Source organism: Leucobacter komagatae (genome assembly GCF_006716085.1).
In the GTDB taxonomy this organism is placed as follows: domain Bacteria; phylum Actinomycetota; class Actinomycetes; order Actinomycetales; family Microbacteriaceae; genus Leucobacter; species Leucobacter komagatae.
Genome location: NZ_VFON01000001.1, coordinates 1,684,306 through 1,710,623, shown reverse-complemented (window position 1 = coordinate 1,710,623; position 26,318 = coordinate 1,684,306). Strand labels below are relative to the sequence as shown.

General features: G+C 66.9%; 22 protein-coding genes and 4 tRNA genes. 18 read left to right on the top strand and 8 right to left on the bottom strand.

The genetic code is table 11. The annotated features are described in order from the left end of the window. Positions 1 to 202 precede the first annotated feature (202 nt). The 11 genes from FB468_RS07830 to FB468_RS07780 all read left to right on the top strand — a co-directional run bounded on the left by FB468_RS07830 (position 203) and on the right by FB468_RS07780 (position 9,337). The gene (locus FB468_RS07830; protein ID WP_141886841.1) at positions 203 to 967 is read left to right on the top strand and encodes an ABC transporter ATP-binding protein; all 765 of its coding nucleotides are present in this window, start codon (positions 203 to 205) and stop codon (positions 965 to 967) included. Next, a complete protein-coding gene (locus FB468_RS07825; protein WP_141886840.1) occupies positions 964 to 2,364 on the top strand; it encodes an ABC transporter permease in 1,401 nt (466 codons plus the stop codon). Before FB468_RS07830 ends, FB468_RS07825 begins: the two co-directional genes overlap by 4 nt. A gap of 82 nt (positions 2,365 to 2,446) precedes the next feature. After that, complete coding sequence (locus FB468_RS07820; RefSeq protein ID WP_141886839.1) at positions 2,447 to 4,000, top strand: leucyl aminopeptidase family protein; 1,554 nt, start codon at positions 2,447 to 2,449, stop codon at positions 3,998 to 4,000. Between the two features lie 4 nt (positions 4,001 to 4,004). After that, positions 4,005 to 5,294, top strand: coding sequence for a M18 family aminopeptidase (locus FB468_RS07815; protein ID WP_141886838.1), 1,290 nt, complete (start codon positions 4,005 to 4,007; stop codon positions 5,292 to 5,294). A gap of 96 nt (positions 5,295 to 5,390) precedes the next feature. Next, positions 5,391 to 5,675, top strand: a complete 285-nt coding sequence (locus FB468_RS07810) for a hypothetical protein (protein WP_141886837.1) — start codon at positions 5,391 to 5,393, stop codon at positions 5,673 to 5,675. A 130-nt stretch (positions 5,676 to 5,805) separates the two neighbouring features. Beyond that, positions 5,806 to 5,878 (top strand) — tRNA-Glu (locus tag FB468_RS07805). A gap of 26 nt (positions 5,879 to 5,904) precedes the next feature. Then, a tRNA-Asp gene (locus FB468_RS07800) sits at positions 5,905 to 5,978 on the top strand. Between the two features lie 85 nt (positions 5,979 to 6,063). Next, a tRNA-Phe gene (locus FB468_RS07795) sits at positions 6,064 to 6,136 on the top strand. Between the two features lie 128 nt (positions 6,137 to 6,264). Beyond that, positions 6,265 to 6,341, top strand: a tRNA-Asp gene (locus FB468_RS07790). Between the two features lie 222 nt (positions 6,342 to 6,563). Beyond that, positions 6,564 to 7,802: an MFS transporter gene (locus FB468_RS07785; RefSeq protein ID WP_141886836.1), complete on the top strand. Its 1,239-nt coding sequence runs from the start codon at positions 6,564 to 6,566 to the stop codon at positions 7,800 to 7,802. 65 nt (positions 7,803 to 7,867) lie between these two features. Then, positions 7,868 to 9,337: a flavin monoamine oxidase family protein gene (locus FB468_RS07780; protein WP_141886835.1), complete on the top strand. Its 1,470-nt coding sequence runs from the start codon at positions 7,868 to 7,870 to the stop codon at positions 9,335 to 9,337. Between the two features lie 96 nt (positions 9,338 to 9,433). Here FB468_RS07780 and FB468_RS07775 read toward each other — a convergent pair whose 3' ends face one another. The 4 genes from FB468_RS07775 to nrdI form a co-directional block, all read right to left on the bottom strand. Next, positions 9,434 to 10,033: an NADPH-dependent FMN reductase gene (locus FB468_RS07775; protein WP_211359103.1), complete on the bottom strand. Its 600-nt coding sequence runs from the start codon at positions 10,031 to 10,033 to the stop codon at positions 9,434 to 9,436. Beyond that, positions 10,014 to 11,042 (bottom strand): class 1b ribonucleoside-diphosphate reductase subunit beta, encoded by a 1,029-nt coding sequence (nrdF, locus tag FB468_RS07770; RefSeq protein ID WP_141886834.1) that lies wholly within the window; start codon positions 11,040 to 11,042, stop codon positions 10,014 to 10,016. Before nrdF ends, FB468_RS07775 begins: the two co-directional genes overlap by 20 nt. A gap of 49 nt (positions 11,043 to 11,091) precedes the next feature. After that, on the bottom strand, positions 11,092 to 13,272 hold the full coding sequence (gene nrdE / locus FB468_RS07765) for a class 1b ribonucleoside-diphosphate reductase subunit alpha (RefSeq protein ID WP_141888196.1): 2,181 nt from the start codon (positions 13,270 to 13,272) through the stop codon (positions 11,092 to 11,094). 64 nt (positions 13,273 to 13,336) lie between these two features. Further along, complete coding sequence (gene nrdI, locus FB468_RS07760) at positions 13,337 to 13,780, bottom strand: class Ib ribonucleoside-diphosphate reductase assembly flavoprotein NrdI (RefSeq protein ID WP_211359174.1); 444 nt, start codon at positions 13,778 to 13,780, stop codon at positions 13,337 to 13,339. A 287-nt stretch (positions 13,781 to 14,067) separates the two neighbouring features. Here nrdI and FB468_RS07755 point away from each other — a divergent pair, with 287 nt between their 5' ends. Together FB468_RS07755 and FB468_RS07750 are read left to right on the top strand one after the other, a co-directional pair. Continuing rightward, entirely contained in the window at positions 14,068 to 15,915 is a 1,848-nt protein-coding gene (locus FB468_RS07755) for a phosphoenolpyruvate carboxykinase (GTP) (RefSeq protein WP_141886832.1), read from the top strand. Further along, positions 15,912 to 16,613: a metal-dependent transcriptional regulator gene (locus tag FB468_RS07750; RefSeq protein WP_141886831.1), complete on the top strand. Its 702-nt coding sequence runs from the start codon at positions 15,912 to 15,914 to the stop codon at positions 16,611 to 16,613. Before FB468_RS07755 ends, FB468_RS07750 begins: the two co-directional genes overlap by 4 nt. Here FB468_RS07750 and FB468_RS07745 read toward each other — a convergent pair. Both FB468_RS07745 and FB468_RS07740 read right to left on the bottom strand, forming a co-directional pair. Further along, complete coding sequence (locus FB468_RS07745; protein WP_170219662.1) at positions 16,610 to 17,671, bottom strand: lysylphosphatidylglycerol synthase transmembrane domain-containing protein; 1,062 nt, start codon at positions 17,669 to 17,671, stop codon at positions 16,610 to 16,612. The genes FB468_RS07750 and FB468_RS07745 overlap by 4 nt on opposite strands. Then, the gene (locus FB468_RS07740; RefSeq protein WP_170219661.1) at positions 17,668 to 18,420 is read right to left on the bottom strand and encodes a glycosyltransferase family 2 protein; all 753 of its coding nucleotides are present in this window, start codon (positions 18,418 to 18,420) and stop codon (positions 17,668 to 17,670) included. Before FB468_RS07740 ends, FB468_RS07745 begins: the two co-directional genes overlap by 4 nt. A 116-nt stretch (positions 18,421 to 18,536) precedes the next feature. On the opposite strand from FB468_RS07740, the gene FB468_RS17555 reads away from it, so the two are divergent. The 3 genes from FB468_RS17555 to FB468_RS07725 all read left to right on the top strand — a co-directional run bounded on the left by FB468_RS17555 (position 18,537) and on the right by FB468_RS07725 (position 22,040). Beyond that, positions 18,537 to 19,286: a GNAT family N-acetyltransferase gene (locus FB468_RS17555; RefSeq protein WP_141886828.1), complete on the top strand. Its 750-nt coding sequence runs from the start codon at positions 18,537 to 18,539 to the stop codon at positions 19,284 to 19,286. A gap of 102 nt (positions 19,287 to 19,388) precedes the next feature. Further along, positions 19,389 to 20,594 carry a Fic family protein gene (locus FB468_RS17550; RefSeq protein WP_141886827.1) on the top strand — a complete coding sequence of 402 codons (1,206 nt, stop codon included), beginning with the start codon at positions 19,389 to 19,391 and terminating at the stop codon, positions 20,592 to 20,594. A gap of 36 nt (positions 20,595 to 20,630) precedes the next feature. After that, positions 20,631 to 22,040, top strand: a complete 1,410-nt coding sequence (locus FB468_RS07725; RefSeq protein ID WP_141886826.1) for a DUF6138 family protein — start codon at positions 20,631 to 20,633, stop codon at positions 22,038 to 22,040. 8 nt (positions 22,041 to 22,048) lie between these two features. Here the strand turns inward: FB468_RS07725 and FB468_RS07720 are convergent, their stop codons facing one another. After that, on the bottom strand, positions 22,049 to 23,392 hold the full coding sequence (locus tag FB468_RS07720) for a permease (RefSeq protein ID WP_141886825.1): 1,344 nt from the start codon (positions 23,390 to 23,392) through the stop codon (positions 22,049 to 22,051). After that, positions 23,389 to 24,099, bottom strand: a complete 711-nt coding sequence (locus FB468_RS07715; RefSeq protein WP_141886824.1) for an ABC transporter ATP-binding protein — start codon at positions 24,097 to 24,099, stop codon at positions 23,389 to 23,391. Before FB468_RS07715 ends, FB468_RS07720 begins: the two co-directional genes overlap by 4 nt. A gap of 194 nt (positions 24,100 to 24,293) precedes the next feature. Between FB468_RS07715 and FB468_RS07710 the strand changes: the two genes are divergently transcribed. Further along, complete coding sequence (locus tag FB468_RS07710) at positions 24,294 to 25,547, top strand: sensor histidine kinase (RefSeq protein ID WP_170219660.1); 1,254 nt, start codon at positions 24,294 to 24,296, stop codon at positions 25,545 to 25,547. Beyond that, the gene (locus FB468_RS07705) at positions 25,544 to 26,263 is read left to right on the top strand and encodes a response regulator transcription factor (RefSeq protein ID WP_141886822.1); all 720 of its coding nucleotides are present in this window, start codon (positions 25,544 to 25,546) and stop codon (positions 26,261 to 26,263) included. Before FB468_RS07710 ends, FB468_RS07705 begins: the two co-directional genes overlap by 4 nt. Positions 26,264 to 26,318 lie beyond the last annotated feature (55 nt).

The following is a 26,318-nucleotide window of genomic DNA, read 5'->3' as shown; positions in this document are numbered from 1 at the left end:
CCCCAAACTCCTTGAGTATTTGGGGGTGAACGGAACATTTGAGTGGGAGCGGGGAGCGGGGAGCCGGGAGCGGGGTGCCGGGAGCGGGGAGTGGGCGCGGAGAGCGGGGCGCCCGAGCGGCGGCGGAGCCGGTACCCGGGTACCATCCGGGCGGCACCGTAGGGCGATCCGCCAGTACCACCGGCCGACGTACCGTCGAGGTATGAATGCACAAGCAGCAGCAATTGAGACCGTCGCTGGGGTCGCAAACCTCGGCAAGTACTACGGGGCGGGCGAGCAGCGGGTCGTCGCGCTGCACGACGTCTCCGTTGGCGTCGGCCGCGGCCAGTTCACCGCAATCATGGGCCCGTCGGGCTCGGGCAAGTCGACGCTCATGCACGTCATGGCAGGCCTCGACACCCCCAGCGCAGGCCAGGTGTGGCTCGGCGGCGACGAGATCTCTGGCCTCGGCGACGCCGAGCTCACGAAGCTGCGCCGCCGCCGCATCGGATTCATCTTCCAGGCCTTCAACCTCGTGCCGACGCTCGACGTGCGCGGCAACATCATGCTGCCGTTCCAGCTCGACGGCAAGAAGCCGAGCCTGCAGGAGATGGCGTGGATCGACGCCCTCTTGAACCAGCTCGGCCTCGCGAGTCGCCTCGACCACCGCCCGCACGAGCTCTCGGGCGGCCAGCAGCAGCGCGTCGCGATCGCCCGCGCCCTCGCGACGAAGCCCGACGTCATCTTCGCGGATGAGCCGACGGGCGCCCTCGACTCCCGCACCGGGCGTGAGGTGCTGAAGCTGCTGCGCTCGGCCGTGACAAACTCGGGCCAGAGCATCGTCATGGTCACGCACGACCCGATCGCGGCGAGCTACGCCGATCGCATCGTGTTCCTCGGCGATGGCCAAATCGTCGCCGACCGCGGCCCGATGACGGCGGAAGAGATCTCGGCGACCATGCTGAACCTTGAAGGGCACGCAGCATGAGCGCCGCGCAGGGATCCGCGCTGCGCGAGCACGCCGCAACCGTCGTCGTCTCGGGTCTGAGCACGCTGTTTGCCGTCGCCCTCATCCTCACCACGGGAGTGATGGGCGCCGCCCTCGACCCCGAACTCATCGAGGGCTCTGGCACGTTCCGTATGACCTTGCTCATGGTGTCGGCGATCTTCATCATCATCGCGCTGTACGTTGGCGCGATCGTCACCGCGAACACGTTCGCGACGATCATTGCGGGGCGCACCCGCACGATCGCGCTGTACCGCCTCATCGGGTCGACGTCGGCGCGGATCCGCTCACGCGTCGCCGGTGAGGGCCTCCTCATGGGGGCGATCGGCGCGGCCATCGGTTTCGTGCTCGCCGAGGCCCTCATCGCGGGTGTCGTGCACTTCGGCGCGGGCTGGGGCTGGCTCCCTGAGGGGCCGAACTACCCGCTGTTCGACCCGCTCGCGATCCTCGCCGTCGCGGTCGTGACGCTCACGACATGGGCCGCGGCGTGGGCGGGATCCCGCCGCGTCGGGTCGGTGTCGCCGATCGCGGCGACGGGCGCCTCGGTCGAGCTGCGCCCGGAGGAATCGCGCGGCAGGCGTGCAAGGACGGTGTGGGCCTGGATCCTGATCGTGATCGGCGCCGCGCTGCTCGCCGGTGGCATCGCGCTCAGCGTGCTCACCCCGATGGCGCTCATGGTGTCGTTCTTCGGCGGGCTGTTCTCGTTCACGGGCATCGCGGTCGGCGCCCACTTCATCATGCCGCCCGTGCTGGGGCTCACCGGCAAGCTCATCGACCGCGGCCCGACCGGCTCGCTCGCCGCGGCGAACGCCGTGCGGTTCCCCGAGCGCAGCGCGCGCTCGACGATCGGCCTCGTGATCGGCGTCACCCTCGTCATCATGTTTGCTGTCGCGCTCGAGAGCTATCGGTCGATGACGCTCGCCGCGTTCGACAACGACCCGGCCATGGCGGCGATCTTGAACGAGACGCTCGCCGTGACGACCGCGATCTTCACAGGCCTCGTCGGTTTCTCGGCGATCATCGCCGCGGTCGGCATGGTGAACACGCTGTCGCTCAGCGTGCTGCAGCGCACTCGCGAACTCGGGCTGCTGCGCGCGCTCGGGTTCACCGGGTCGCAGGTGCGGCGCATGGTCGTCGCGGAGAGCGCGCAGATGACGCTCGCGGCGCTCGGGTTCGGGATCGTGCTCGGCGTGTTCTACGGCTGGGTGGCCGCGCAGTCGCTGCTCGGTTCACAGATCGGGTTCGCGGCGCCGGGGGTGCCGTGGCTCGTGATCGCCGGCGTCGCGCTCTTCGGCGTCGCGCTCGCCCTGGTCGCTGCCGCCGCCCCCGCGCGGCGTGCGGTGCGGGTATCGCCGGTCACCGCGCTCTCCGTCGCGTAGCAGCGTTTCGCCCCCGCAGGCCCTCACGAACTGTTCTTGTGGGGGCCTGCGGTGCGTTACCCCCGAGGGATAGGGTGGGGGCATGAGTGTAGTGATTGACCCATCCTTCGATCCTGTCCCTTCGCTCGCGCAGACAACTGACGTTGTCATCGGCTCCGGCGCCGATGTCACCGCAGCGCCCGTCCGCGCGTGCCTGATCGCCGCCGAGGGGGATCTGCCATCATGTGATCACCTCGAAGGCCAGACCCGCGAGTCGCTTGCGGCCGCCGGATTCACCGGGAAGGCCGGCCAGACGCTGCGCCTCCCCGGCCAGACGCTCTGCGTGCTCGTCGGCACCGGCAAGGGCATCACCTCGGCTGCTGAGCTCCGCAACGCGGTCGCTTCCTTCACCCGCGCTGCGAGCGAGTCGGACGCCCTCGCTCTCGACCTCACCGAAGTGATCTCCGACGAGCTGAGCGCGCGCGACGCCGCGCTCGCCGCAACCGAGGGCGCCGTGCTCGCGCGCTACCGGTTTGAGGCGCTGAAGGGCGAGGCGAAGAACGTCGCGCTGAAGACGCTGACGCTCGGCGTCGCCGACGCAGACCAGGCTGCAGCCAAGGAGGGCGTCGCTCGCGGGCTCGTGCTCGCACGCGCGGCCTCGATCTCGCGCGACCTCGGCAACACCCCGCCGCGTCATCTCACCGCTGAGAAGTTCGCTGACATCGCCGCGAAGCTCGGCCCGGAGTTCGGCCTCGAGGTTGAGATCTTCGACCGTGACGCGCTCATCGAGCTCGGCACCGGCGGTCTGCTCGGCGTCAATGCTGGCTCCGTCGACGAGCCCCGCATGATCAAGCTGCGTTACACGCCCGAGGGCGCGAACGCGAACACCCCGCACCTTGGCCTCGTTGGCAAGGGCATCATGTTCGACTCGGGCGGCGTGAGCCTGAAGCCCCCGACGTCGATGGGTGACATGAAGATGGACATGATGGGTGCGGGCGCCGTCTTCTCGGCGATGCTCGGCCTGCGCGAGCTCGGCGTGACGAACAAGGTCACCGGCTGGCTCATGTGCACCGACAACATGCTCTCGGGCACCGCGACGAAGATCGGCGACGTGCTCACGATCCGTGGTGGCAAGACCATCGAGGTGAAGAACTCGGACGCCGAGGGCCGCATCGTCATGGCGGACGGCCTCGTGCTCGCAACTGAGGAAGCCGATCGCCCCGACGCGATTGTCGACATTGCGACCCTTACCGGCAACGCGATGGCGGCGCTTGGGCTCCGCACGGCAGCGACCTTCGCGAACAACGATGAGGTCGCGGCGCAGCTTGCGGCGGCGGCTGACCTCACCGACGAGCGCGTCTGGCAGATGCCGCTCGATCACCGCTACGCCGACCAGATGAAGTCGAACGTCGCCGACCTGTCGAACATCGGCGGCCCGTACGGCGGTGCGATCCTCGCAGCCCTGTTCCTCAACGAGTTCGTCGCTGACGTGCCGTGGGGCCACATCGACATCGCCCCGACGATGGAGGTCGCGAGCGACGACCTGTGGCGCTCGACAGGCTCGACCGGTTTCGGCGCGCGCCTGCTCACCGAGCTCGCCGCAGCGTTCACGGCTCCCGCCGCGACAGACGCACCGCAGTCAAGCGAGATGAACTAGCGCCATGACCGAGACGCTGCTTGAGAGTCGCGACGACTACATCAATGAGTTCATCGGGTTCGTAGGATCATCGCCGAGCTCGTACCACGCGGCGCGATTTTCGGCAGCGATGCTCGTGGGCCAGGGGTTCACCGAGCTCACTGAAGACGACGCGTGGGGGCCGATCGCATCCGGCGCCCGCGGCGTCGTCGTGCGCGACGGCGCGGTTATCGCCTGGCGCGCGGGCGAGACCGTCTCCGCGACGAGCCCCGTGCGCGTGCTCGGAGCGCACACCGATTCGCCCGGCTTCGTCTTGAAGCCGCAGCCTGACTTCACGGCCGCGGGCTGGTCGCAGGCCGGGGTCGAGGTCTACGGCGGGCCGCTCATCAACTCGTGGCTCGACCGCGACCTCGGGTTCGCGGGGCGCATCGTTACCCGCTCGGGGGAGGAGCGCCTCGTCTGCACGCAGGCCGTCGCTCGCATCCCGCAGCTCGCGATCCACCTCGACCGCGACGCGAACTCGGGTCTGACGCTCGATCGGCAGCGCCACACGCAGCCCATTCTCGCGGTCTCCGCGCCCGACACCTCGGTGATGGAGCTGCTCGCGGCCGCGAGCGACGCCGCGGCCGACGACATCGCGGGCACCGACGTGCGGCTGTACGACACGCAGCCTGCGAGCAGGATCGGGGCGCGCCAGGAATTCCTCGCTTCGCCGCGGCTCGACAACCTGAGCTCGACCTTCGCTGGCCTGGTGGCGCTCATCGAGACCGAGCCCGCGCCCGGCACCGTCTCTGTGTTCGCGTCGTTCGACCATGAAGAGCTCGGTTCGGAGACCCGCTCAGGTGCCGCAGGGCCGTTCCTGGCGGACGTTCTTGGTCGGTTGCGTGCCGGGCTTGGTGCGACGCCCGATGAGGCCGCTCGCGCGCTCGCAGCGTCGTGGTGCCTGTCGGCCGACGCTGGGCACTCGGTGCACCCGAACTACCAAGAGAAGCACGACCCGAACGTGCGCCCGCTCGCGGGCAAGGGGCCGATGCTGAAGATCAACGCGAACCAGCGCTACGCGAGCGATGCGCACGGAGCTGCCCTCTGGCAGCGCGCGTGCGAGGCCGCCGGGGTTCAGACGCAGGAGTTCGTCTCGAATAACACGGTTCCGTGCGGCTCGACGATCGGTCCGATCACGGCAACGAGGATCGGGATCCGCACCGTCGACGTCGGAGTTCCGCTGCTGTCGATGCACTCGGCGCGCGAACTCGCGCACGTCGATGACTTGCACGGGCTCGCCCGCGCGGTCGGCGCGTTTTACGCTGGCGCGTAGCTCCGAACGCGCTGAATGACGCTCAGCTGCGCGCAAGGGTGCGCAGCTGAGCGTTTCTTCATCGTATTTTTTATGTCTGTTCGATAGGATCGGGCCATGAGCGAGGTGCAACGGCAGGGTGAGAAGGTGCTAGCGCTCCCCACAGACCGACTGATGCCAAACATCCAGCGGTTCGGGCAGCAGGCGATTGAGTTCACTTTTCTGGGCCCCAACATGCAAGGTCAGCCCACCTGGATCATGTGGAACGCGAACGAACCGTACCTCATCGGCATGCTCAGCCAGGGCAAGATGGGTTACCACTTCGAGCAGCGCACCGGCGACGGCGTACAGCGGCTCGAAAACATCTCGCTCAACCGAGTGCAGCGCGCTCTCGGCGGATAACGTCGGGTCTTGGCCCCGCTCTGCGGCAGGCGTGCGACACGCCAGGGATACCGGATGGCTGCCGGGATTTGCGTCACCCGGCATTCGTGCCCTAAGCTCATATCTCGGTAGCAAGGCAAGAAATTGCCGCGGCCCCATCGTTTAGCGGCCTAGGACACCGCCCTTTCACGGCGGCAGCACGGGTTCGAATCCCGTTGGGGTCACTATACCGACACAATTAAATATGCATGGCCCTGTAGCGCAGTTGGTTAGCGCGCCGCCCTGTCACGGCGGAGGTCGCGGGTTCAAGTCCCGTCAGGGTCGCTGAATTGAGGAGCCCTTCTAAGGAAGGGTTTCTTCATTCAAGCGGCGATTGCCAGAGTTGGTCACCCAGTTCAAACGATCGTCTGGCTCTGTAGCTCAGTTGGTAGAGCGTTCGACTGAAAATCGAAAGGTCACCGGATCGATGCCGGTCGGAGCCACGTAGCGGCTATTACACCGTTACTGAACCCTCATGAGGCTTCTACTCGTGGGGGTTCTTTTACTTGCGATGTTTCAGCCCGGCCTGCCGGAGCTGTAATTCGCGAGAGCATAACTGAATAACACGTATGGCCCTGTAGCGCAGTTGGTTAGCGCGCCGCCCTGTCACGGCGGAGGTCGCGGGTTCAAGTCCCGTCAGGGTCGCCACAGAAAGAAGCCCCTCTCCGGAGGGGCTTCTTTGCGTTTGTGCTCAGAGTAAATCGCGCCTCGTTTTGATCCCAGGCGCCACGTCAGGCGAATGGCGGGTTGTGAATAAGCAAGTTTCGCTATATGGTTTTGCTCTGGCAGCAAAACATTTGGGGTTTTGCTGCTTCTTAACGAATTCATTGTTGAATTTGTTCTCAATGCCGAGATGGAAAGTGCGCCTTCATGACTAAGACGAGTCCCGCAACCAAGTGGGTGATGCTGAGCCTGTCATACCTGGTTCTCATCGCTTGCTTCATCCCCTACATCGGGTGGACCCCGAGCCTGCTCGAGATCTCCGAGGATCTGTCGCTCAGCGCGAGCCAGGCCGGCCTGCTCGCCTCGATCACCGCCCTCGTCGGCGGCATCATCCTGCCCTTCGCCGGGGTGATCGGCGACAAGATCGGAATCAAGAAGATCATCCTCGTTGGTCTCGTCGCGGCGATCGTCGGCCAGTTCGTCTTCGCCCTCGCGCCTGACTACGGCATGCTCATGCTCGGACGCGCCATTAGTGGCCTCGGCGTTGGCCTGTTGTTCGTCGGCCCGTACACGATGGCGATCAACTGGTTCGAGCGCGAGCGCAAGAGCGGTATCGCGCTCGGCGTGATGTTCACGACCGACGGCATTGGCTCGGTGTTTGCGCTCTACCTGTTCGCAATCGTGCTCGTCGCGTTCGGCTGGCGCACCGGTTCAACCATCGGCGGGATCTTCCTCATTGTCGTCCTCGTCATCGCGGCACTCTTCCTCAAAGACGTACCGCCGGCCCAGGCAGACGAAGCCGCGCAGGAAGCTGACACCAGCGGCCGCTCCGCCCTCAGCTGGCTGTTCAGCCGCAACGTCCTGGTCGCCGCCGCCTTTTTCATCGGTGAGTGGGGCATTTTCGCGGTTGTCGCGGTCTGGATGCCGACGATCCTTATCGAGGAGGCCGGATGGTCGACCACGGCCGCGGGCTTCTTCGCGTCCTGCTACGTGCTCGCTGGCGTCGCGACGTCGATCATCTTCGGCCTCATCTCTGACAGCCTGGGCAAGCGCAAGAACCTGATCCTGCTCGCCGGTCTCGCGATGACGCTCTTCATGGGCGCGCTCACCGTGAGCATCGCCTCCGGCAACTACGTGTTCGCCGCGATTTGCCTGCCGCTCGTTGGCCTGGGCGTCTACACCGGCATGCCGCTCGCCCTGGCCCTCGCGACCGAGTCTGTGCCCGCGCGCATGGCCGGCGCGGTCAACGGCTTCGTGCTCGGCATTGGCTTCATCGTTGGCGGCTTCGTGTACCCGTACGTGATGGGCCTGGTGAAGGATTCCACCGGAGACTACGTGCTCGGCTTCGTCGGCATGGTTGTGGCCACCGCGATCCTGAACCTCTGCTTCCCCTTCCTCGCCAAAGACGTGCGGCGCGCGCAGCCAGCCGAAGCGCTCGCGCGCTAGGCAGCGTGCGCGGCTGACCGCCGCGCACGCACACCGTCACGAGACCGAACAACAAAGGAGTGTTCATGGCTGACGTCTCACGTCGAAGCCTCTTAGTCGGGGCAGCCGCGGTCGCGGGCCTCGCCACCGCAGGAATCATCGCGGGCAACGTCATCACCCGGCGAGCCGGAGCTGACGAGCGCGGCGAGAACTGGGACGTCATCGTCGTAGGCGCAGGGTCGGCCGGGATCGGCGCGGCCCGGCGCCTCGTCGACCAGAACCCGAGCCTTCGGGTGGCGATCGTTGAGGCCAGGGACAGGATCGGTGGGCGCATGTTCACCGATCGCACGTCGATGGGGATCCCGGTGGAGCGGGGCTGCGAGCTCGTGCACGGTGGCCCCTACGCCGACACCTACCCCTGGATCAAGGAGGCCGGGTTCGACATGCGGATGTTCGCCAAGAACTACATTCGCTTGAACGACGCCGACGACAACGCTCCTTCCCACGCGTGGCACGCCCCTGACGCGCCAGCGTCGTGGGCATTCCCCGCGGGCATCCCAGACGGCCTCGTGAAGTTCGACCTCGCGGGGGAGGGCCAGCCGCTGCCCGAGGCGCTGCCGCGGGAGAAAGCCGACGCCTACCTAGCCCGACTGGGTATTGCGCCCGACAACATCCCGAGTGGGCTCCGATACCTGCTGACCGACGACGCGGAACCGCTGTACGCGACCGATGCGGCCGCGGTCGGCGAGGTACTGACAGCGTGCATTCGATACTCCCTGCACCCCGAAGAGGCGCCCGAGCCCGAGAAGCTCGACGCGGACGACCCGAAGCGCAACGACGGCGACTACAAGATCATTGGCGGGTACGACCAGCTGCTGACCTTTATCGCCGACGACATTCCCGTATTCCTCGACACGGTGGTTGAAGAAGTGCAGCACTCGAAAAGCGGGGTGGAGCTGTTCACATCGCAGGGCACCATGTCGGCCCGCCGCGTCATCATGGCAGTTCCAGCCGGGGTCATGCAGCGCAGGGACATCGATTTCTCCGCCGGGCTTCCCGACCGCAAGTGGGTGGCATTCGACGAATTCCAGTACAGCCATATCTTCAAGTGCCTGCTCGAATTCGAAGGGCAGGTGTTCACTCCCGACGGCAGCGCGACCTGGGGCTACGCGGAGTCGATGGATCTCACCCCGACGACGCTGTGGAACGCGTCGATCGCCCAACCTGAATACGGCGGGCAGGTCGTTGTCGGTTGGGAAACGGGCGAGGCCGCTCGGGAGCTCCACGCGCTGCCGGTCGAGCAGAAGTACGAGGCGGTCTTGGACGTTGTGCGTAAGAGCGCGGGCGACTCCGGGCTGCAGTACAAGAAGGCTCTCATGACTGACTGGGCGAACGAGCCCTTCAGCTGGGGAGCCTACGGGCACGGCGGCAACGAGAAGGACATGTCCGCGCCGACCGATGACGTACTGTTCTGGGCGGGGATGCGCACGAGCACGGTGACGGCGTCATATGTGTCAGGCGTCGACCAGGCCGATGAACTCCTGAAGCACCTGTAGGCCCTTGGGCCGCCCCGGCAGCGAACGACAAGCGAGGCCCTGTACGAAAGAGGGGCGCCACGATATGAATTGCGCGGCGCCCCTCCTGCGTGCTGATTACTCTTCCGGTGCTCCCCGGTCGGTCACCGAGACAAGACGGCACAGCCGCTCGACGTAGTCGCGTAGGAATGCGGTCGTTGACCCCTGGACGATGTGCTCGCCCTCAAACAGGTCTGGCGACTGAGAGAGGAAGACCTCGGGCTGGCCGAGCCCAGGCATATCGAAATATGACAGCGCCAGCCGCAGGTTCTTCTGGGCGGAGTAACCGCCCATTCTTCCTACGGAGTGGCTCACAATGCCGAACGGCAGCCCGAGCCACGCGACGTCCCCGTTCGGCTTCGAGCCGACGTCGACAGCGTTTTTCAAGCAGGCGGGAACGGTCCGATTGTTCTCGGGCGTGACAAACAGCACCCCGGCGGAGCGCTTGATGGTGTCGCGGAACACCGCGTAGGCCGCCGGTGTCGGCTTGTCGCCCACGGCTGGGTCGTCGTAGTCGAAATCGTAGAGCGGGAGGTCTCTGATTTCGACGATGGCGGCCTCGAACCCGGGCGGGAAGAGCGAGATGCACTCGCGCGCGATTTTCCGTGCGATCGACCCCTGCCGCAAGCTGCCGACGATGACGCTGATCATCTTCGCATTAGAAATCCCAGTCGGCATCTGTCGTCTCCTCACCCTTGCCCATGACGTAGCTCGAGCCCGAGCCGCTGAAGAAATCGTGGTTCTCCTCGCTACCGGGGGAGAGCGCGGCGAGGATCTCGGGGTTCACCTCGGTTTCCGCGGCCGAGAATCTCGCTGGGTAGCCGAGATTCATGAGTGCCTTGTTTGCGTTGTACCTCACAAACACAGCGACGTCGTCCATGAGCCCGAGCGGCTCGTACAGCTCCCCGGAGTACTGGAGCTCGAGTTCGTACAGCTCCTCGAGTAGCTCGAACGTGAAATCGCGCATTTCGGCCTGCTCGGCTGCGCTGCGAGTTTCCAAGCCGCGTTGGTACTTGTAGCCCGAGTAGTACCCGTGCACGGCCTTGTCTCGCAGGATCAGCCGGATCATGTCGGCGGTATTGGTGAGGGTTGCGTGCACTGAGAAGTGCAGCGGGAGGTAGAACCCCGCGTACAGCAGCAGCGACGAGAGCAGCGTCGACGAAACCTTGCGTTTCAGCGGGTCGGGGCCGAAATAGTGTTTGAGGACCTTCTTGCAGCGTTCCTGTAGCAGGTCGTTGCCAACTGCCCAGCGGTAGGCGTCATCGATCTCGGGGGTCGAGGTCAGTGTTGAGAACACTGACGAGTAGGAGCGCGCGTGCACGGACTGCATGAAGGCGATGTTGGTGTAGACCGCTTCCTCATGCTCCGTGCGGGCGTCCTGGATCTGGCAGATCTCGCCGACGGTGGCCTGCACGGTGTCGAGCATCGTGAGGCCGGTGAAGACTCGCATAGTGAGGGTGCGCTCTACTGCGCTCATTCGTTGCCAGGCGGGGATGTCGTTCGAGAGCGGCACCTTCTCGGGCAGCCAGAAGTTAGCTGTGAGGCGGTTCCACACCTCGAGATCCTTTTCGTCGGTGACTCGGTTCCAGTTGATAGGGCGGAGCCGCGCTGCCGGGTCGGTGCGATACGTGGGCGGGGTGACGGAGATGTCGCTGAGGGGCCTGTCAGTGGCGGGAGTGTGAGTCATCGGACGGTTGCCTTTCTGCGGGGTGTTGCTCGGGGTGTTGCGCCGGGTGTCAGAGCGCGCATGAGACGCAGCCCTCGATCTCGGTGCCCTCGAGTGCTGGCTGACGGAGGCGGATGTAGTACAGGGTCTTGATGCCCTTGCGCCACGCGTAGATCTGCGCCCTGTTGATGTCGCGGGTCGTCGCCGTGTCCTTGAAGAACAGCGTCAGCGAGAGGCCCTGATCGACGTGCTGCGTCGCCGCGGCGTACGTGTCGATGATCTTCTCGGGGCCGATCTCGTACGCGTCCTGGAAATATTCAAGGTTGTCGTCCGTCATGTGCGGAGCGGGGTAGTAGACCCGCCCGAGCTTGCCCTCCTTTCGGATCTCGACCTTCGCGGCGATCGGGTGGATCGACGCAGTCGAGTTGTTGACGTAGCTGATAGACCCCGTCGGGGGGATCGCTTGCAAGTAGGCGTTGTAGATACCGTGTTCGCGCACGGCGCGCTGCAGCTCCCGCCACTCGTCGACGCTTGGCAGCGAGATACCGGCCGCACTGAAGATGTCTCGCACCCGTTGCGTCTCTGGCTGCCACTCCTGCGCGACGTAGCGCTCGAAGTAGCTGCCGTCGGCATACGCGCTGCGGTCGAAGCCGTCGAAGGTCTTGCCCCGCTCAACTGCCAGCCTGTTCGACGCTCGGATCGCGTGGTACGCGACAACCCGGAAGTAGGCATCGGTGAAGTCGATCCCCTCCTCGCTGCCGTAGTGAATGCGCTCAGAGGCGAGGTACCCGTGCAGATTCATCTGCCCCAGGCCGATCGCGTGCGACGCCGCATTCCCCGCGGCGACCGAGGGCACCGCGTCGACCTCGGTCTTGTCAGACACGCTCGTGAGCGCCCGCACAGCGGCTTCCACCGTCTGCCCGAAGTCGGGCGATGCCATCGCCTGGGCGATGTTCAACGAGCCAAGGTTACAGGAGATGTCGTGCCCGACGGTCGCGTACCCAATAGCCGCATCGTATTCGGAGGGGGTGTTCACCTGCAGTATCTCGGAGCACAGGTTCGACATGTTCACCCACCCCTCAAGCGGGTTCGCCCGGTTTACCGTGTCCTCGAACAGAATGTATGGGTAGCCTGACTCGAACTGGAGCTCGGCGAGTGTCTTGAAGAACTCGCGCGCGCTAACCGTGGTTTTTCTGATCCCTGGGTGTGCGACAAGGTCGTCGTAGTGGTCGCTCACGGACAGGTCAGACAGCGGGGTGCCATATTCGCGCAGCACGTCGTAAGGCGAGAACAGGTGCATGTCTTCGTTGTTCTTCGCAAGCTCGAACGTGACGTCTGGGATGACGACGCCGAGCGACAGGGTCTTGATGCGGATCTTCTCGTCGGCATTTTCGCGCTTTGTGTCGAGGAAACGCATGATGTCGGGGTGGTGGGCGTGGAGGTAGGCCGCTCCCGCACCCTGGCGCGCCCCGAGCTGATTTGCGTACGAGAAGCTGTCTTCGAGAATCTTCATGACGGGGACGACGCCGGAGGCCTGGTTCTCAATGTGCTTGATCGGGGCGCCGGTCTCTCGCAGGTTCGTGAGAAGCAGCGCGACCCCTCCGCCACGCTTCGAGAGCTGCAGCGCCGAGTTCACACCGCGGCCGATCGACTCGAGGTTGTCTTCGAAGCGCAAGAGGAAACACGAGACGAGCTCCCCGCGCTGCGCCTTCCCCGCGTTCAGGAAGGTGGGCGTCGCGGGCTGGAACCGGCCCGAGAGCATCTCATCAACCAGCTGTGCCGCAAGGGCCTCGTCTCCCTGACCGAGGAAGAGCGCGGTCGCGACGACCCGCTCCTCGAAGTTCTCCAGGTACTCGGCGCCGTCAAAAGTCTTGAGCGCGTACGAGGTGAAGAACTTGAACGCGCCGAGGAACGTCTGGAACTGATGCCCTGCAGCTGTCGCGGAGGTGTGCAGTCGGTCGACGAAGGCCGGCGGGTACGCGCGAAGGAAGGACTCTTCGTAGTAGTTGTTGGCGACCAGCCAGTCGAGCCGAGACCAGACCGAGCCGAAGCGTTTCGTCGACGGCCCAACGTGCTGCGCGAGATAGGCCGCCGCGGCCTCCCGATCCTTGTCGAACTGGATCGACCCGTCGGCGGCGAAGAGATTCAGCTGCGCGTTGAGCGCGTGATAGTCCTTGCGCTCGCCGATGCCGGCGCGCTGCGGTGCGGGCGGCGCAGGCGGCGCGGTCGCGGAGGTCGCCGGGGGGTTCATGAGTGTCATTGGTCGTGCCTTTCGTCGGGTGGGGTGGGGAGTAAAAGTGGGGAGTGCCCGGGCCTCAGCTGGTCACCGATGGGTGGTGCGTGCGCTGCCAGAACTCTGCGAGGCCATCGTTGACTCGTGCGACGTCGCGGTCGGTGCCGAGAAGCTCGAATCGGTACAGCTCCGGCACCCCGCATTTCGCCGAGATGATGGGCCCCGCGATGCAGTAGTGCTCGCCAAAGTTGGTATTTCCCGCGGTGATGACGCCTCGGATGAGGCCCCGGTTCGCCGGGTCATTGAGAAAGTGGATGACCTGCTTCGGCACGGCACCGGCCTGTTCACCCCCGCCGTAGGTTGGCAGCACAAGCACGAAAGGGTTGGCGACGCGAATCAGCCCCTCCGTACGGGGCCTGAGTGGGATTCGAGTCGCGGCGCGGTCGAGCCGGTCCACGAACCTGCGCGTGTTTTCAGACACGCTGGAGAAGAACACCACGTCGTGTGAATCGATGCTGTCGAGCACTCGGGTGGGTGGCGCCTCCCGGTGTGCTCTGGCCTGTCTGCTGTTCACCAGCTGCCTGCCTTCCGTGTTGCTGCGAGAGACACTGCTCGCTAGATGTTGTGCCAAGTGCCGGATTTTGCACTACATCTAGTGTTAACATGATCGTGGCGAGGGTAACTACGACACGCCAATGTTTGAAGTACGTAATACCGAACATTAGAGTTGGCTACATCGAGTGATTTGTGATTCCACTGGTTTGGGTGCCGAGCCGCGCCCAGTCCAGCGAACGAGAGAGAACGAGGTGACGCATGGCCGTTTGGACCACCGCGCATATCCCAGCCGAGCTGCGACACGAGAGCGTCCGGCAGTTTGTGCGGGAATGGGCCGAGATCACGGAGCCCGACAGGATCGAGCTTGTCTCCGCCGCAGACGACGCCAGGCTGCTTGAAGAGGCTCTGGCCGCGGGCGAACTGCGGCAGGCCGGGGTAGGTCGCTTCTACGCCCGCTCCCACCCGCACGACACCGCGCGTTCGGAAGCACGCACGGTCGTCGCTACCTCGGACGAGGCCGACCGCGGCCGCTACGACAACTGGCAGCCGGCGGCTGAAGTGCGAGCCACCCTCACCGAGCGCATGCGTGGCGCGTCGCGCGGCAAGACGCTGTACGTCGTGCCCTACCTCATGGCGCCGCCTGGCACGCCGCTCGCTCCCTACGCCGCGGGAGTCGAGTTGACAGACGACCGAACGGTTGTGCTCCAGATGGTCCGAATGGCTCGCGTGGGCATCGAGTATCTCGAGGGGCTTGTCGACCCCGATTTCTTCGTCCGAGGGGTGCACGTCACCGGCGAGCTCGACGCGCTCGGCCAGGGCACGGAGGAGGATCAGCGGCTGTTCGCCACGATCGCCGACGAACGCACGATCCTTCACTTCGGCTCCGCATACGGCGGAAATGCGCTCCTCGGGAAGATTGCTCACGGGCTCAGGCAGGCGTCCTACGACGGGCAGGCGTCTGGGCGGTTCCTCGCGGAGCAGTTCCTGCTGCTCGGCATCCGCGACCTCGAAACCGGGCGAACCTATCACGTCTGTGGCGGGTTCCCGAGCGCCTCTGGAAAGACGAACCTGGCGATGACGCTTCCGCCAGATGCCCTCGGCGCACGGTACCGCGTTGACTTCTACGGTGACGACATCGCCTGGCTGTGGGTTGACGAGCAGGGGCGGCTGCGCGGGATCAACCCCGAGAACGGGGCGTTTGGCGTTGCGAAAGACACGAACGACGCAACCAACCCGACAGCCATGGCCGCGATCGCCGAAGGGTCGGGCACGATTTTCACGAACACCGCCTACAACGAGATTACGGGGGAGGTGTGGTGGGAAGGCTTGACACCCGAACCGCCAGCCGAGGTCGAAGGCTGGCTCGACTGGCGCGGCGACCCGATCGCGGGCCGCGGCCCAGAGCGGCGCGACGACCCGTGGGCGCACCCGAACAGCCGGTTCACCATTCCACTTAGCAGGATCCCGAACCTCGCCGACGATGCGGATGATCCCGACGGGGTCGTGATTGACGCCGTCATCTTTGGCGGACGCACGCGCGATCGGGAGCCACTGATCCGGGCGATTGACGACCTCGCCGAGGGTGTCTACGACGGGCTCACGCTGGGCGCTGAGGCAACGTTCGCGGCCGAGGGGCTCGATGGGCAGCTGAGGTACGATCCCATGTCGATGCGGCCATTCTTCTCGTACTCCGAGGGGCGCTACGCCAAGCACTGGCTCGACGTCCTCGGCGCGCTCAATGTCGCGCCCGCCTTCGCCCACGTGAACTGGTTTCAGCGTGACGAGGGGCGCTACCTGTGGCCCGGCTACCGCGAAAACCTCAGGGCTCTCCTTTGGTTGCTGCAATACCGCGAGGGCCAGGTGACGGGTACCCGAACTGCCGTCGGTGTCGTGCCGCAACCTCATGAGCTCGACCTCACCGGCCTCGAGCTTCCCGCGGGCGACCTTTCGCGGCTGCTGGAGGTCGACGGCCCCAGGTGGGCAGAGGAGATGGGGTACCGGCACGAGCACCTCGCGGGGCTTCCTGACATCCCGGCAGAGATCTGGGCCGCTCACGACCGCGTTGCCGCAGCGCTGGCCGCGGGTGGGAGTGACGACGCGAGATGACTGCCGGCGCGAGCCCGCGGTCAGCGCCAGACACTCGCTTCCTCCGCGCAATCTGGACGATCCCAGAACTCAGCGAACACCCTGTGACGGTGTCCCGTCTCGCGCGGAGCCTCGGCCACACGCCGGGAACGGTGTCGGACAGAATCAAGCGGCTCGCGTCGCGGGGCCTCGTCGAACATGAGCGCTATGGTGCCGTCGCGCTCACCCCTGAGGGGAAGCGCGACGCGCTGCGCGCCGTGCGGGTGCACAGGCAGTTGCGGTGCGTGCTCGCCGAGCTGTTCGACTACCCCTGGCCCGAGCTGTCTGACGACGCAGAGGGCCTTGAAGTGGCAGTGACCGACCGCTTCATGACTCTTGCGGCGCAGCGGCTCGGTTCGCCCGAGTTCGACCCGTATGGCGAGCCGATCCCGCGCCTCGACGGAACTGTGCCCGCGCTGCTCGACGGGCCGCTCATGACCGCGAGCACCGCGCACGCGAGGATTTCGCGTGTTGTCTCGGCGTCGAAGGCCGTGCTGCGCACACTCGATGGGCACAGCCTTCGCCCTGGCGCCACGCTGCAGGTTGTCTCGTGGAACCCTTCCGTTGGGGTGCTGCGGGTGACGGGCCCCCGTGGCGAGGCTGAACTCGGGCTCGCTGCGGTGCGGTCGCTGCGCACGCTCCGAGAACCGGGCGTGCAGGCCGCGTTCGGGGCGGGCTAGCCGTCGCGGCCCGGTGCGAGCGCTGCCCGCCGACCGCCCCGCGCCACGCTGTGCTGGTAGAACGCCCACCCGAAGGCGATCGTGCCGACGAGCAGGATCGCGCGAGCGAGCGTGATCGCCGCCAGAACAAGCGCGTTCGGCAGCCCGCCCGACGCGAGTAGGCCGATCATCACCACCTCGTACCCGCCAACGCCGTTCGGGGTCGTCACGACCATGCTCACGACCGTCGCGAGGCCGTAGGCGACGAAGACGAGTGCGGGGTCGGCGCGCATGCCGAAGGCGGCGAGCGCGACCCAGAACAGGCCGGCATCGCAGACGTGCACGAGGAACGACCAGGCGAACGGTGCGCGGAGGGCGCGCGGCGAGCGCAGGATCTCCATGAGTTCGACATGCAGCCCATCGAAGAAGCGCACGACATTCTCCGTCCGCACGCCTGCCGGCCTGCCGATGACTCGGCCACCCCAGTTGGCGACCCGCACAACCACTCCGGCGAAGCGGTGCAGAGGTCGGCGGCGGCGCAAGAGCAGCACGCCCCCACCTGTCGCCGCGAGCGCGAGCGCACCGACCCCCGCGGCTGACCACATTATGAGGGGTGTGCCCTGGCCGCTAGTGGCCAGCCAGGTCGCCGCGGCGAGCAGCATGAGACTGAACGACACGAATGTCACCGCGAAGCGCGCGAGCTGCGCGAGGGTGCCCTTCGCCGCGGGAACCCCCATGCCCGAGAGCTTCCAGCTCGCGTACGTGATGCCGGCGGCGCCGCCCGACGGCAGCATGTGGTTCGCGAAGTTGAACTCGAGCGACATCCGCATCGCCGTGAACGGGCGCATCCCGCGCAGCTCGCCCCTGGCGCGCAAGCACGAAAAGAGTGCCTCCCCGGTGACGGCGAAGCTCAAGAGCTGGACGGGGACGAGCAGCGCCATGATCCACGGATTCACGAGCGGGAGGCTGCGGGCGGCGTCTACGACCGTCGGCCACGCGGCCGCGACGATCCCGGCGACGAGGCAGAGGGCGATCCCGCTGATCCAGAACCTGGGCGAGCGTGCCCAGCCGGCGCTCACGTGATGCGCCCCGACCACCGGGTTCGGTTGCCGTAGCGGTGCCTCGCGAGGGTCATGCTGTCGGTTTCGTAGTACCGGCTGAGCTTCTTCCGGTCGATGGAGCGAAACAGCCGGGCTTGCACGACGAGGGTCGGTGCGTAGCGGAGCCGGTGCCCGGTTCTCAGGAGCGCGATCGTGACGTCCACGTCCTCGCTCACCTGCGCGTCCCCGAGCTCGATGAGGTGCCGCGCCTTCTGCCACGCGTCGCGGCGAAGCGCGCTGTTGAAGCCGTAGAGCATTGGGCTCACCCCGATGCTGCGCTCATGCCAGACTCGAAACCCGCGGTACCACCACCCGAACCAGAGGCGATGACCGGGGGAGAGCTCGGCGATCGCGGCACTCCCGCCCTGGCCGTCGAGGCTCGGGTCGCGAAAGTCCGTGCGAATACGCGCGACCCAGTCGGGTGGCACGACGGTGTCGGCGTCAATCCGGGCGATGACGTCGGAGCGCGCCGCGTCGAAGCCGGTGGTGCGTGCGAAGGTCACGCCCCGTCGGGGCTCAGTCACGACGCGAACCCCGGGGAAGCGGCGCGCGATCTCTGCGCTTCCGTCGCTGCACCCGTTGTCAACGACGATGATCTCGTCGGCAGGCGCCGTCTGCGACACGAGCGCGTCAAGGCAGCGCTCGATGATCCGCGCTTCATTGTGTATTGGGATCACGACCGAGACGGTCGGGCCTGTCGGTTCAGCGGGAATCGGCGAATGTGTCACTATTCCATTCATTCGCGAACGAGGTCGCAGCGCGATGGCCCCGAAGCGAGCCTGGGGGTAGCGCTGGCGCTACCGTTGCTCCCGAAGTTCGGGAGCGCTCACGATAATCTGGAGGAATGAACGACCCCAAAACCGCAACGCTGCACGACGTCCGAGCCGCCATCGACGCGCTCGACGGCCAGATCGTCGAGCTCATCGCGAACCGACAGCGCTGGGTCGAGGCCGCGGGGGCTCTAAAGAGCGACGAGCAAGCGGTGCGGGCGCCAGACCGGGTCGAGCAGGTGATCAGCAAGGTCCGCGGGCTCGCGGTCGAGCGCGGGGCGTCGCCGGAGGTCGTCGAGGCCGCCTACCGCGCCCTCGTCGCAGCGTTCATTGAGCACGAGCTCGCCGTGCACAGTGACGCCGTGCAGGCGGGCGATGCCCGCCTGGCGATCCGGCCCGCGCTCGGGCCCGACGAGTACCCGGCGCTCGTCGATATTTGGCGAAGCGCGGTGCGCGCGACCCACGACTTCCTCGCTGAGGGTGACTTTGCGCGCATTGAGGGGAACCTTGCCGCAGCGTACTTCCCGGCCGTGACGCTCGTTGTCGCCGAGCGCGGCGGGGTGGCCGTCGGGTTCGCGGGGGTTGCCGAGGGTGGCCTCGAGATGCTCTTCGTTGACGACTCCGCGCGTGGTACTGGGGTGGGGAGCGCGCTGCTTGCCCACGCGATCGAGCGACTCGGCGTGACCAGGGTTGACGTCAACGAGCAGAATCCGGGTGCTCACGGCTTCTACGTGAGCCGCGGCTTCGAAGAAGTCGGGCGCAGCGAGCTCGATGGTGACGGGCAGCCGTACCCGATCCTCCACCTGGCGCTCGCCGCGCGCTGAGCGGCCTCCCGGTCGCGCTGACCGGCCTCCTGGCCGCGCTAACCTTGGGTACAGCAACACTTACTAAAGATTAATCGCATAACCTTTAGTAAGATCGCTGCCATGACGAACAGGGGCAGAACAAGCGGGACAGGCGCATGGCCCGCGGTGGAGTACGAACCTCACCCTTGGGTTCGTACCGGGGAGGAAGTGGCGTCGCGTCGGGCGCTCATGCGCGCGAGGGGTGACTACGAGGCAGCGGTGCCGCCAACGATCGCTGATGTAGCGGTGGTCGTGTCGGGCGAAGTTCAGGCACTCGCGGCTGACGCGAGCGGGGAACTCGCTCGATTCGATGCTGAAGTGGGGGCGATCGCGGCGCCGTTCACGGGGATACTCCTGAGAACGGAGTCGGCATCGAGCTCGGAGATCGAGAACCTCACGGCGAGTGCAAAACAGGTTGCGCTCGCTGAGCTGGGCGCATCCGACTCTGCAAACGCGCGACTTGTCGCCGCCAACGTGCGCGCGATGGAGGCTGCGCTCGCGGTTGCCGAGAATATTAGCGAAGAATCGATCATCGCAATGCACGCTGCGCTGCTTGAGGAGAGCGATCGTGACCACACTGGGCGATTCCGTGACCAGCAAGTGTGGATCGGTGGAGGCGGCATCTCGCCCCACGAGGCCACCTTTGTCCCGCCACACCATTCCCGAGTGCAACCGCTGATGCACGACCTGGTGCAGTTTGCCGGGAGGACCGACATCCCGGTGCTGGTCCAAGCTGCCCTCGCGCACGCACAATTCGAGACGATCCACCCCTTCACAGATGGGAATGGTCGCACGGGAAGAGCACTGATTCACACAATACTCAAGCAGGGTGGGCTCACTCGAAACCTCGCAGTACCCGTGTCTGCGGGGCTCTTGGCCAATACCCAACGATACTTCGATGCTCTGGGGGAGTTCCGGTCTGGTAACCCTGAAGCGATTATTGGTGCTGTGGCGCAGGCGGCCTTTCACGCGGTCGAGAACGGTTCGCGGCTCGTCACAGATCTGCGGGAGTGCGAGGCGGCCTGGGCCAAGCACATACCGGCCCGGCGTGGCTCCGCGGTCGCCCGGCTGAGCGACGTGTTGCTCGCACAACCCGTCGTGACGACCCAGATCGTTGCCGAGCGCTTGCACGTCTCGATTCCTGCCGCGCAAAACGCGATCGATCGCTTCGCCGCTGCGGGCGCGCTACTGCCGGTACATGCGCAGCGCCGCAACCGGGTGTGGTTCGCACCGCAAATTCTTGCCGCGCTCGATAGCTTCGGGAGTAGGGCGAGGAGGTCGCGCTAAACTCCGAGCGTCACACCACCTGAGAGGGCGACACGCATGGCTGGCATTGAGTACCTGATCTTCGACGACGCCCTGCGCGACGCGAGCAAGCGGGCGGTGTTCGACCGCACGATTCAGGCGGTGAACGACGGCACCGCTCGCCGAGTCAAACTCAGTCGGGGCCAGGGGGTCGACACCGACGGCGAGAAGCTCCTCGGCTCGGCGGTGCTTGAGTACGCCCTCGGGCTCGTCCCGGCCGACGAGTTCGACGCGGCGGCGGCCCGTGACTTCTCCGAACGCATGCGCGCGCTGTTCGGGTGGTACGACATCACGTACACGCTCACCCAGTGGGTCGAGAAGTGGCTCTGCACGCCCTACTTCGAGAACCGCGGTGGCGACTGGGACCAGGATTGGCAGCTGCGCGCCGATGCCGACGCAAGCCATCTGCCCGAGTCGTTCTTCGAGTTCGCCTGCTACGTCGCTATCGGCGAGCTGAAGCACGGCCCGAGCTACGCGTCGGTGAGCGCGAACCGCATCTTCGACTGGGTGACGAAGCTCGGCAGCGACCTTCCTGAGCGGCTCAAGAAGCACGGCACGGGCGAACTCCCCAAAGAGCTCGCCGCATTCCGGGGCGCGGGCGACGCCGAGGGCGTGACAGCGAAAGCGAACGACGCGCTCGCGACGATCAGGATCACCGTGAAGCACGAGAACGCCGCGAGCTACGGGGCGGCCCTCGACTACCTCACGCGGCTCCTCGACACAACCGACTTCCCCAGGTCGTATGCGATCGAATTCCGTGGGCCGACGAAGCAGTACCTCCAGGCGAAGAAGCTCCCGAAGAAGTCAGTGAACCAGCTCTTCGCTTGTGCCGCCGCGTACCCAGAGCTCTGGCCCAAGGTCGCGGCCTACGCCCGCAGCGCGATGGCCGAGTACAACTGGTACACGAACCTCGACGACGAGGAGTGCGCGATGCCGGGCACCTTTGCCGTATTCGCGCTCGGGATCGCGGAAGCTCAGTCGGGCGGTCACGACTTCGTGCCCCTCGTGCTCGAGTACCTGCGGGAGGTCGACGGCGAGCACCAGTCGCTGCACCAGCACTTCCTCACCGCGCACATCGCTGAGCACGGCTTCGACGACGCCGGGCTCTCCTACCTGCTCGCCTGCGCCGGAAACATCCAACACCTGCAGCACCTGAAGACATACCCTGCGCTCATCGCGAATGAGCGCAGCCTGAACGCGCTTCTCGCCCTCCGCGGTGCGAGCGAGTCGGATGACCCGAGCGGCATCTCGGCGCTCGCCGCAAACCTTCGCGGCGAACCCGTCGAAGACTACGCCTGGCGGCACGCGCTCTACGCGATCTGGGGCGACGCGGCCGAGGAACGGGACGCCGACGGCCGCGTCGGCGCGAAGCTCATCGACGGGGCGCCGACAGAGCTGCGGCCCCTGTACGAGGCGATCCTCGCGTAGCTTCGCGACTACTCCCCGCGCGACGGTGCCGTGATGACTCGCGTGAGCACGGGACCGGTAGCGGCGACTCCGCAGCGAACGAGGAACATACCGAGCACCAGGATCCCGATCGCGGCGGCGAGGAACAGCGGTGCGACGGCCACCGCGATGAACACGACGGGCGCGGCCACCAGCGATGCCGATGCCGCGGACCCCACGACCGCGATCGCCGCGGGGTGCATCACTCTGCGTCTGCGCGACCGGTCGATGACCGCGCGCGGCATTCCGATCCGGTCGAGCGCGACGTAAAGCTCACGTCGCTCGAGCACCGCGGCGGTCTGCGTGAGCGCCACCTGGCACGCAACGACAACGAACGAGACCGCGGTGAGCGCGAGGAGCATGGTCCGGGTGTCGGCGAACAGCAGTAGCTGGTCGCGTGTCATGATCTGGCGACTCTCGCTCCGGCTGATCGTGTCGAGGTAGCCGAGCAGCGACCCCGCGGGCACGAGCACGAAACTCGCGAGCGCGAGCCCCGAGACGGCGCGCCACGCGGCGCGCGGGTCGTCGTCGATGCCGAGGGCTGCCACGAGCGCCGCGGGGTCTGCGGTGCGCGCCGCCGTGACGCGGGCCGCGACGCCCACCGCGAGCGGGCCCACGAGCCCCAGTACCGCCATGAGTGAGAGGATCGTGACCGCGAGCGCCGCGACGATCGCGACGACGCCCCACCCGGGCGACGCGAGTTGCACGAGTAGCACCGCTGCGACGAGCACGACGAGGGCCACCACCGCGCGCAGCCAGCTCAGGCGCGGGGCATTCTGTCGCGTGCGAACACCGAGCGGGGTGAGTGCGACGGCGCGGAGCCCCGCGAGCGCGCTCACTGCGGCGACCGTGACGAGCGCGGGCGGGAGAGCGGCCCACGCCCACCAGGGCAGCCACAGCTGACCGGCGCCGAGTGGATCCCCATAGACCGGCAGCGCCTCGAACGCGAACGGGAGAGCGGCTGCGAGCGCCGTGCCGAGCCCGACACCCGCGGCGGCCATCAGCGTGACCTCGGTGACCGCGATGCGCCGCACGCGAGCGGCCGATGTGCCGAGCAGCCGGAGCGTCGCGAGCCGGTCGTCACGGCTGCGAGCTGCGAGCCTCGCCGTCGAACTTCCGAGCGTCACCAGTGGCACGAGCAGCGCGCCGGCAAGCCCCACCGCGAGAACCGGGTAGCCCGCCTCGGGCGAGGGCACGAGCCAGAACGCCCGTGCGAGCATCGCCACCGCGAACGCGAGTACGGTGGTGAGACACGCGGCGATGAGCTGCATCACCGCGATGGTCGCGGTGCGCTTCCCCGGTCGCGCGAGCATGAGCGGCGCTCGCCTGTTCATGCGCCCGCCTCGATCCGGCCATCGCTCAATCGTACGGTCCGGTCGCAGCGCCCCGCGATGCGCTCGTCGTGCGTGACGATGATGAGGGCGCAGTCAGAGCCCGTACCCGCGGAGAGGAGCTCGCCGAGAACGTCGCTCGCGGTTGCCGAGTCGAGAGCGCCTGTCGGCTCGTCCGCGAAAACGAGCGTTGGCCGCGTGACGAGCGCACGCGCGATCGCGACCCGATGAGCTTCCCCGCCCGAGAGCTGGCCGATGCGACGTTCGTCCGTCCCCGCGAGGCCGAACCTGTCGAGCTCGTCGGTGGCGCGCTGCCGCGCCGCACCGCGTGGCACGCCAGCGAGCAGAAGTGGGAGGGCGACGTTCTCCCACGCGAGTAACTCCGGCAACAGCATGCCCTGCTGAAACACGAAGCCGAACCGGCGGAGGCGCAGCCCCGAGCGCTCGCTATCGGTGAGGGCCGCGAGGTCGTCAAACCCGCTTTCGTTCGGACGACGCAAGATCACGGTGCCCGAGTCGGCGGGCTCGATGCCAGCGAGCGCGTGCAGCAGCGTTGATTTGCCAGAGCCCGACGGCCCCATGATCGCGACGGCCTCGCCCGGCCGCACGGTCACGCTCGCGTCGACGAGCGCGCGAGTTTGCCCGAACGTTTTCGACACGTGCTCGGCGCGGAGGAGCCAGTGCGGGTCGGAATAGTGATGGTTGGTCATGAGGGCCTCTCTTTGAGGGGAGGGGTGTGTGGCAACGCTACGGCCGCGGTGGCTGCGGACGGCAGGGCCCCCGGGTTGATCCAGGCGCGGTGGGCTTCCACCCACGGGTGGTGGCGCTCACCCGGCGAGCGCAGTAGCGTCGAGAGCGGACTCGCGCCGCCACGATGGTGCCGCGGGCGCAGAAGGAGGACCGGGTGAGCTCAGCCGCTAGTGGGGAACGTGAGCTTGCACTGCCTCCCGCGCGCTCCCGGATTGCCGAGTGGTTTGCCTCGAGGCCGCGCATCGGAGACGTCGCCGTCATCCTCGCGTGCGCGGTACCGGCCGGGGTTGCGCTCATCATTGAGTCGCGGGAGCTCGGCTCGCTCGGCTGGGCGTGCGTCTTCGGGGTCGCCGTCACGCTCTGGTGGCGTCGCAGCCACCCCCTCGCCGTGCTGCTCATAGCCGTCGGAATCGCGTCGCTCAACCCTGTCTACGCGCACTCGCTCGCGGGTCCCAGCTCGGAGATGGTCTTCGGGGTGTTTGCGCTCGCGACCCGTGCCCGGCTGCGCACGACCCTCATCGGTGCGGCGCTCGCGGCGGTGGTCGTGCTCGGCGTCTCAGCGGCCGCGGTCGCGATAGGTATTCGAGAGGCCCTCCCCGCCGCGATCATTCAGCCGTTCGGGGTCGCAGCGCTCGCCGCGGGGGTCGCCGTGCGAACGGCGAAGGGTCGGCGTGCGGCCATCGAACAGGTCATCGCCCTGCGCGAGGAGCGCGCGGCAGCCGCCGAGCGAGCGAGAATCACGGCGGAAATGCACGACGTTGTCGCGCACTCGGTCACCGTGATGGTCGCTCTCGCTGGCGGTGCCGCCGCGGGGTGGGAGAAACACCCCGAGCGGGCACGAGCGGCGCTCACCCAGCTCGGGGAGGTCGGGGCGGGCGCGCTCGAGGAGATGCAGCAAATCCTGCGGATGCTCCGCGACGGAGACCCGGTGCTCGACGGCGCGATTGAAGCTTCGGGGCACAATGTGGCGTCGCTTGGGGAGCTCATCGAGGTGTTCCAGAGTGTGGGCCTTCCCGTGACACTCGCGATCGAGGGCGAAGTGCCGGCGGACCCGGGCCTGCGAACAACGGTGTACCGGATCGTGCAGGAGTCGCTCACGAATGCGCTCCGGCACGCACGCAACGTGACGTTTGTCGAGGTGCGGGTCTCGCCGACCGCGGACGACGTCACCGTCAGGGTGACTGACAACGGACGTGGCGGCGCGGGGCTTGGGGCCGGGCCTGGCCCTGGGCTAGGTTCTGTGCCTTGCTCTGTGCCTGGCTCGGGCGTCGGGCTCTCGGCGATGCGTGAGCGTGCGCGCGCGTTCGGCGGCGAGCTCTCGGCGGGCCCGCTGCCCGCCGCCGCGGGCGGGGCAAGCGCCGGCTGGCAGACCAGGGTGACGCTGCCTCGGTCGGGGGTGACGCGGTGAAGCCGGTCTCCGTTGTGGTCGTCGACGACCAGCCGCTCGCGCGTACCGGGCACGCCCTCATCCTCGACTCCGCAGACGGGATAGAGGTCGTCGGTGAAGCGGGCAACGGCCTCGAAGCGCTTGACACCGTCGCGCGGATGGAGCCCGACGTCGTACTCATGGATGTGCGCATGCCGATTATGAACGGCATCGAGGCGACGCGCATTCTCGCCGAGCGGCACCCCCAGGTGCGGGTGATCGTGCTCACCACGTTCGACCTTGACGAGTACGCGTTCGGCAGTCTGCGGGCGGGCGCGAGCGCGTTTCTGCTCAAGACCTCGAAGCCGGCGGCGCTGACTGAGGCCGTGCTCGCGGTGGCGGCGGGCGAATCTGTCGTGTCCCCGCGGCTCACCGCGCAGCTCGTCGCTCACTTCGTTGCATCCGGTTCCCCGCGGTCGGGGGCGGGTGGGCCCAGCGGGCCGGATCCTGCTGGGGGCGATGCAGCCGGGGACGATGCCGGCGGCGGCCTCGCGGGGCTGAGCCCGCGCGAGCGCGACGTGTTCGCAGGCATTGTACGCGGCGAGACGAACGCCGAGATTGCGGCCGCGCTGCATCTTGCGCAGTCGACCGTGAAATCGCACGTGAACGCGATCTTCGCGAAGCTGCACCTGCGTGACCGGGTGCACGCCGTGATCCTCGGCTACGAGCTTGGCCTTTCCGAGGCGCATCGGCCTTGATCGGGGGCCGCTGACTCGGAGCGGGGTCAGCGGGCGTGGTCGCCGTCGGAGTGGC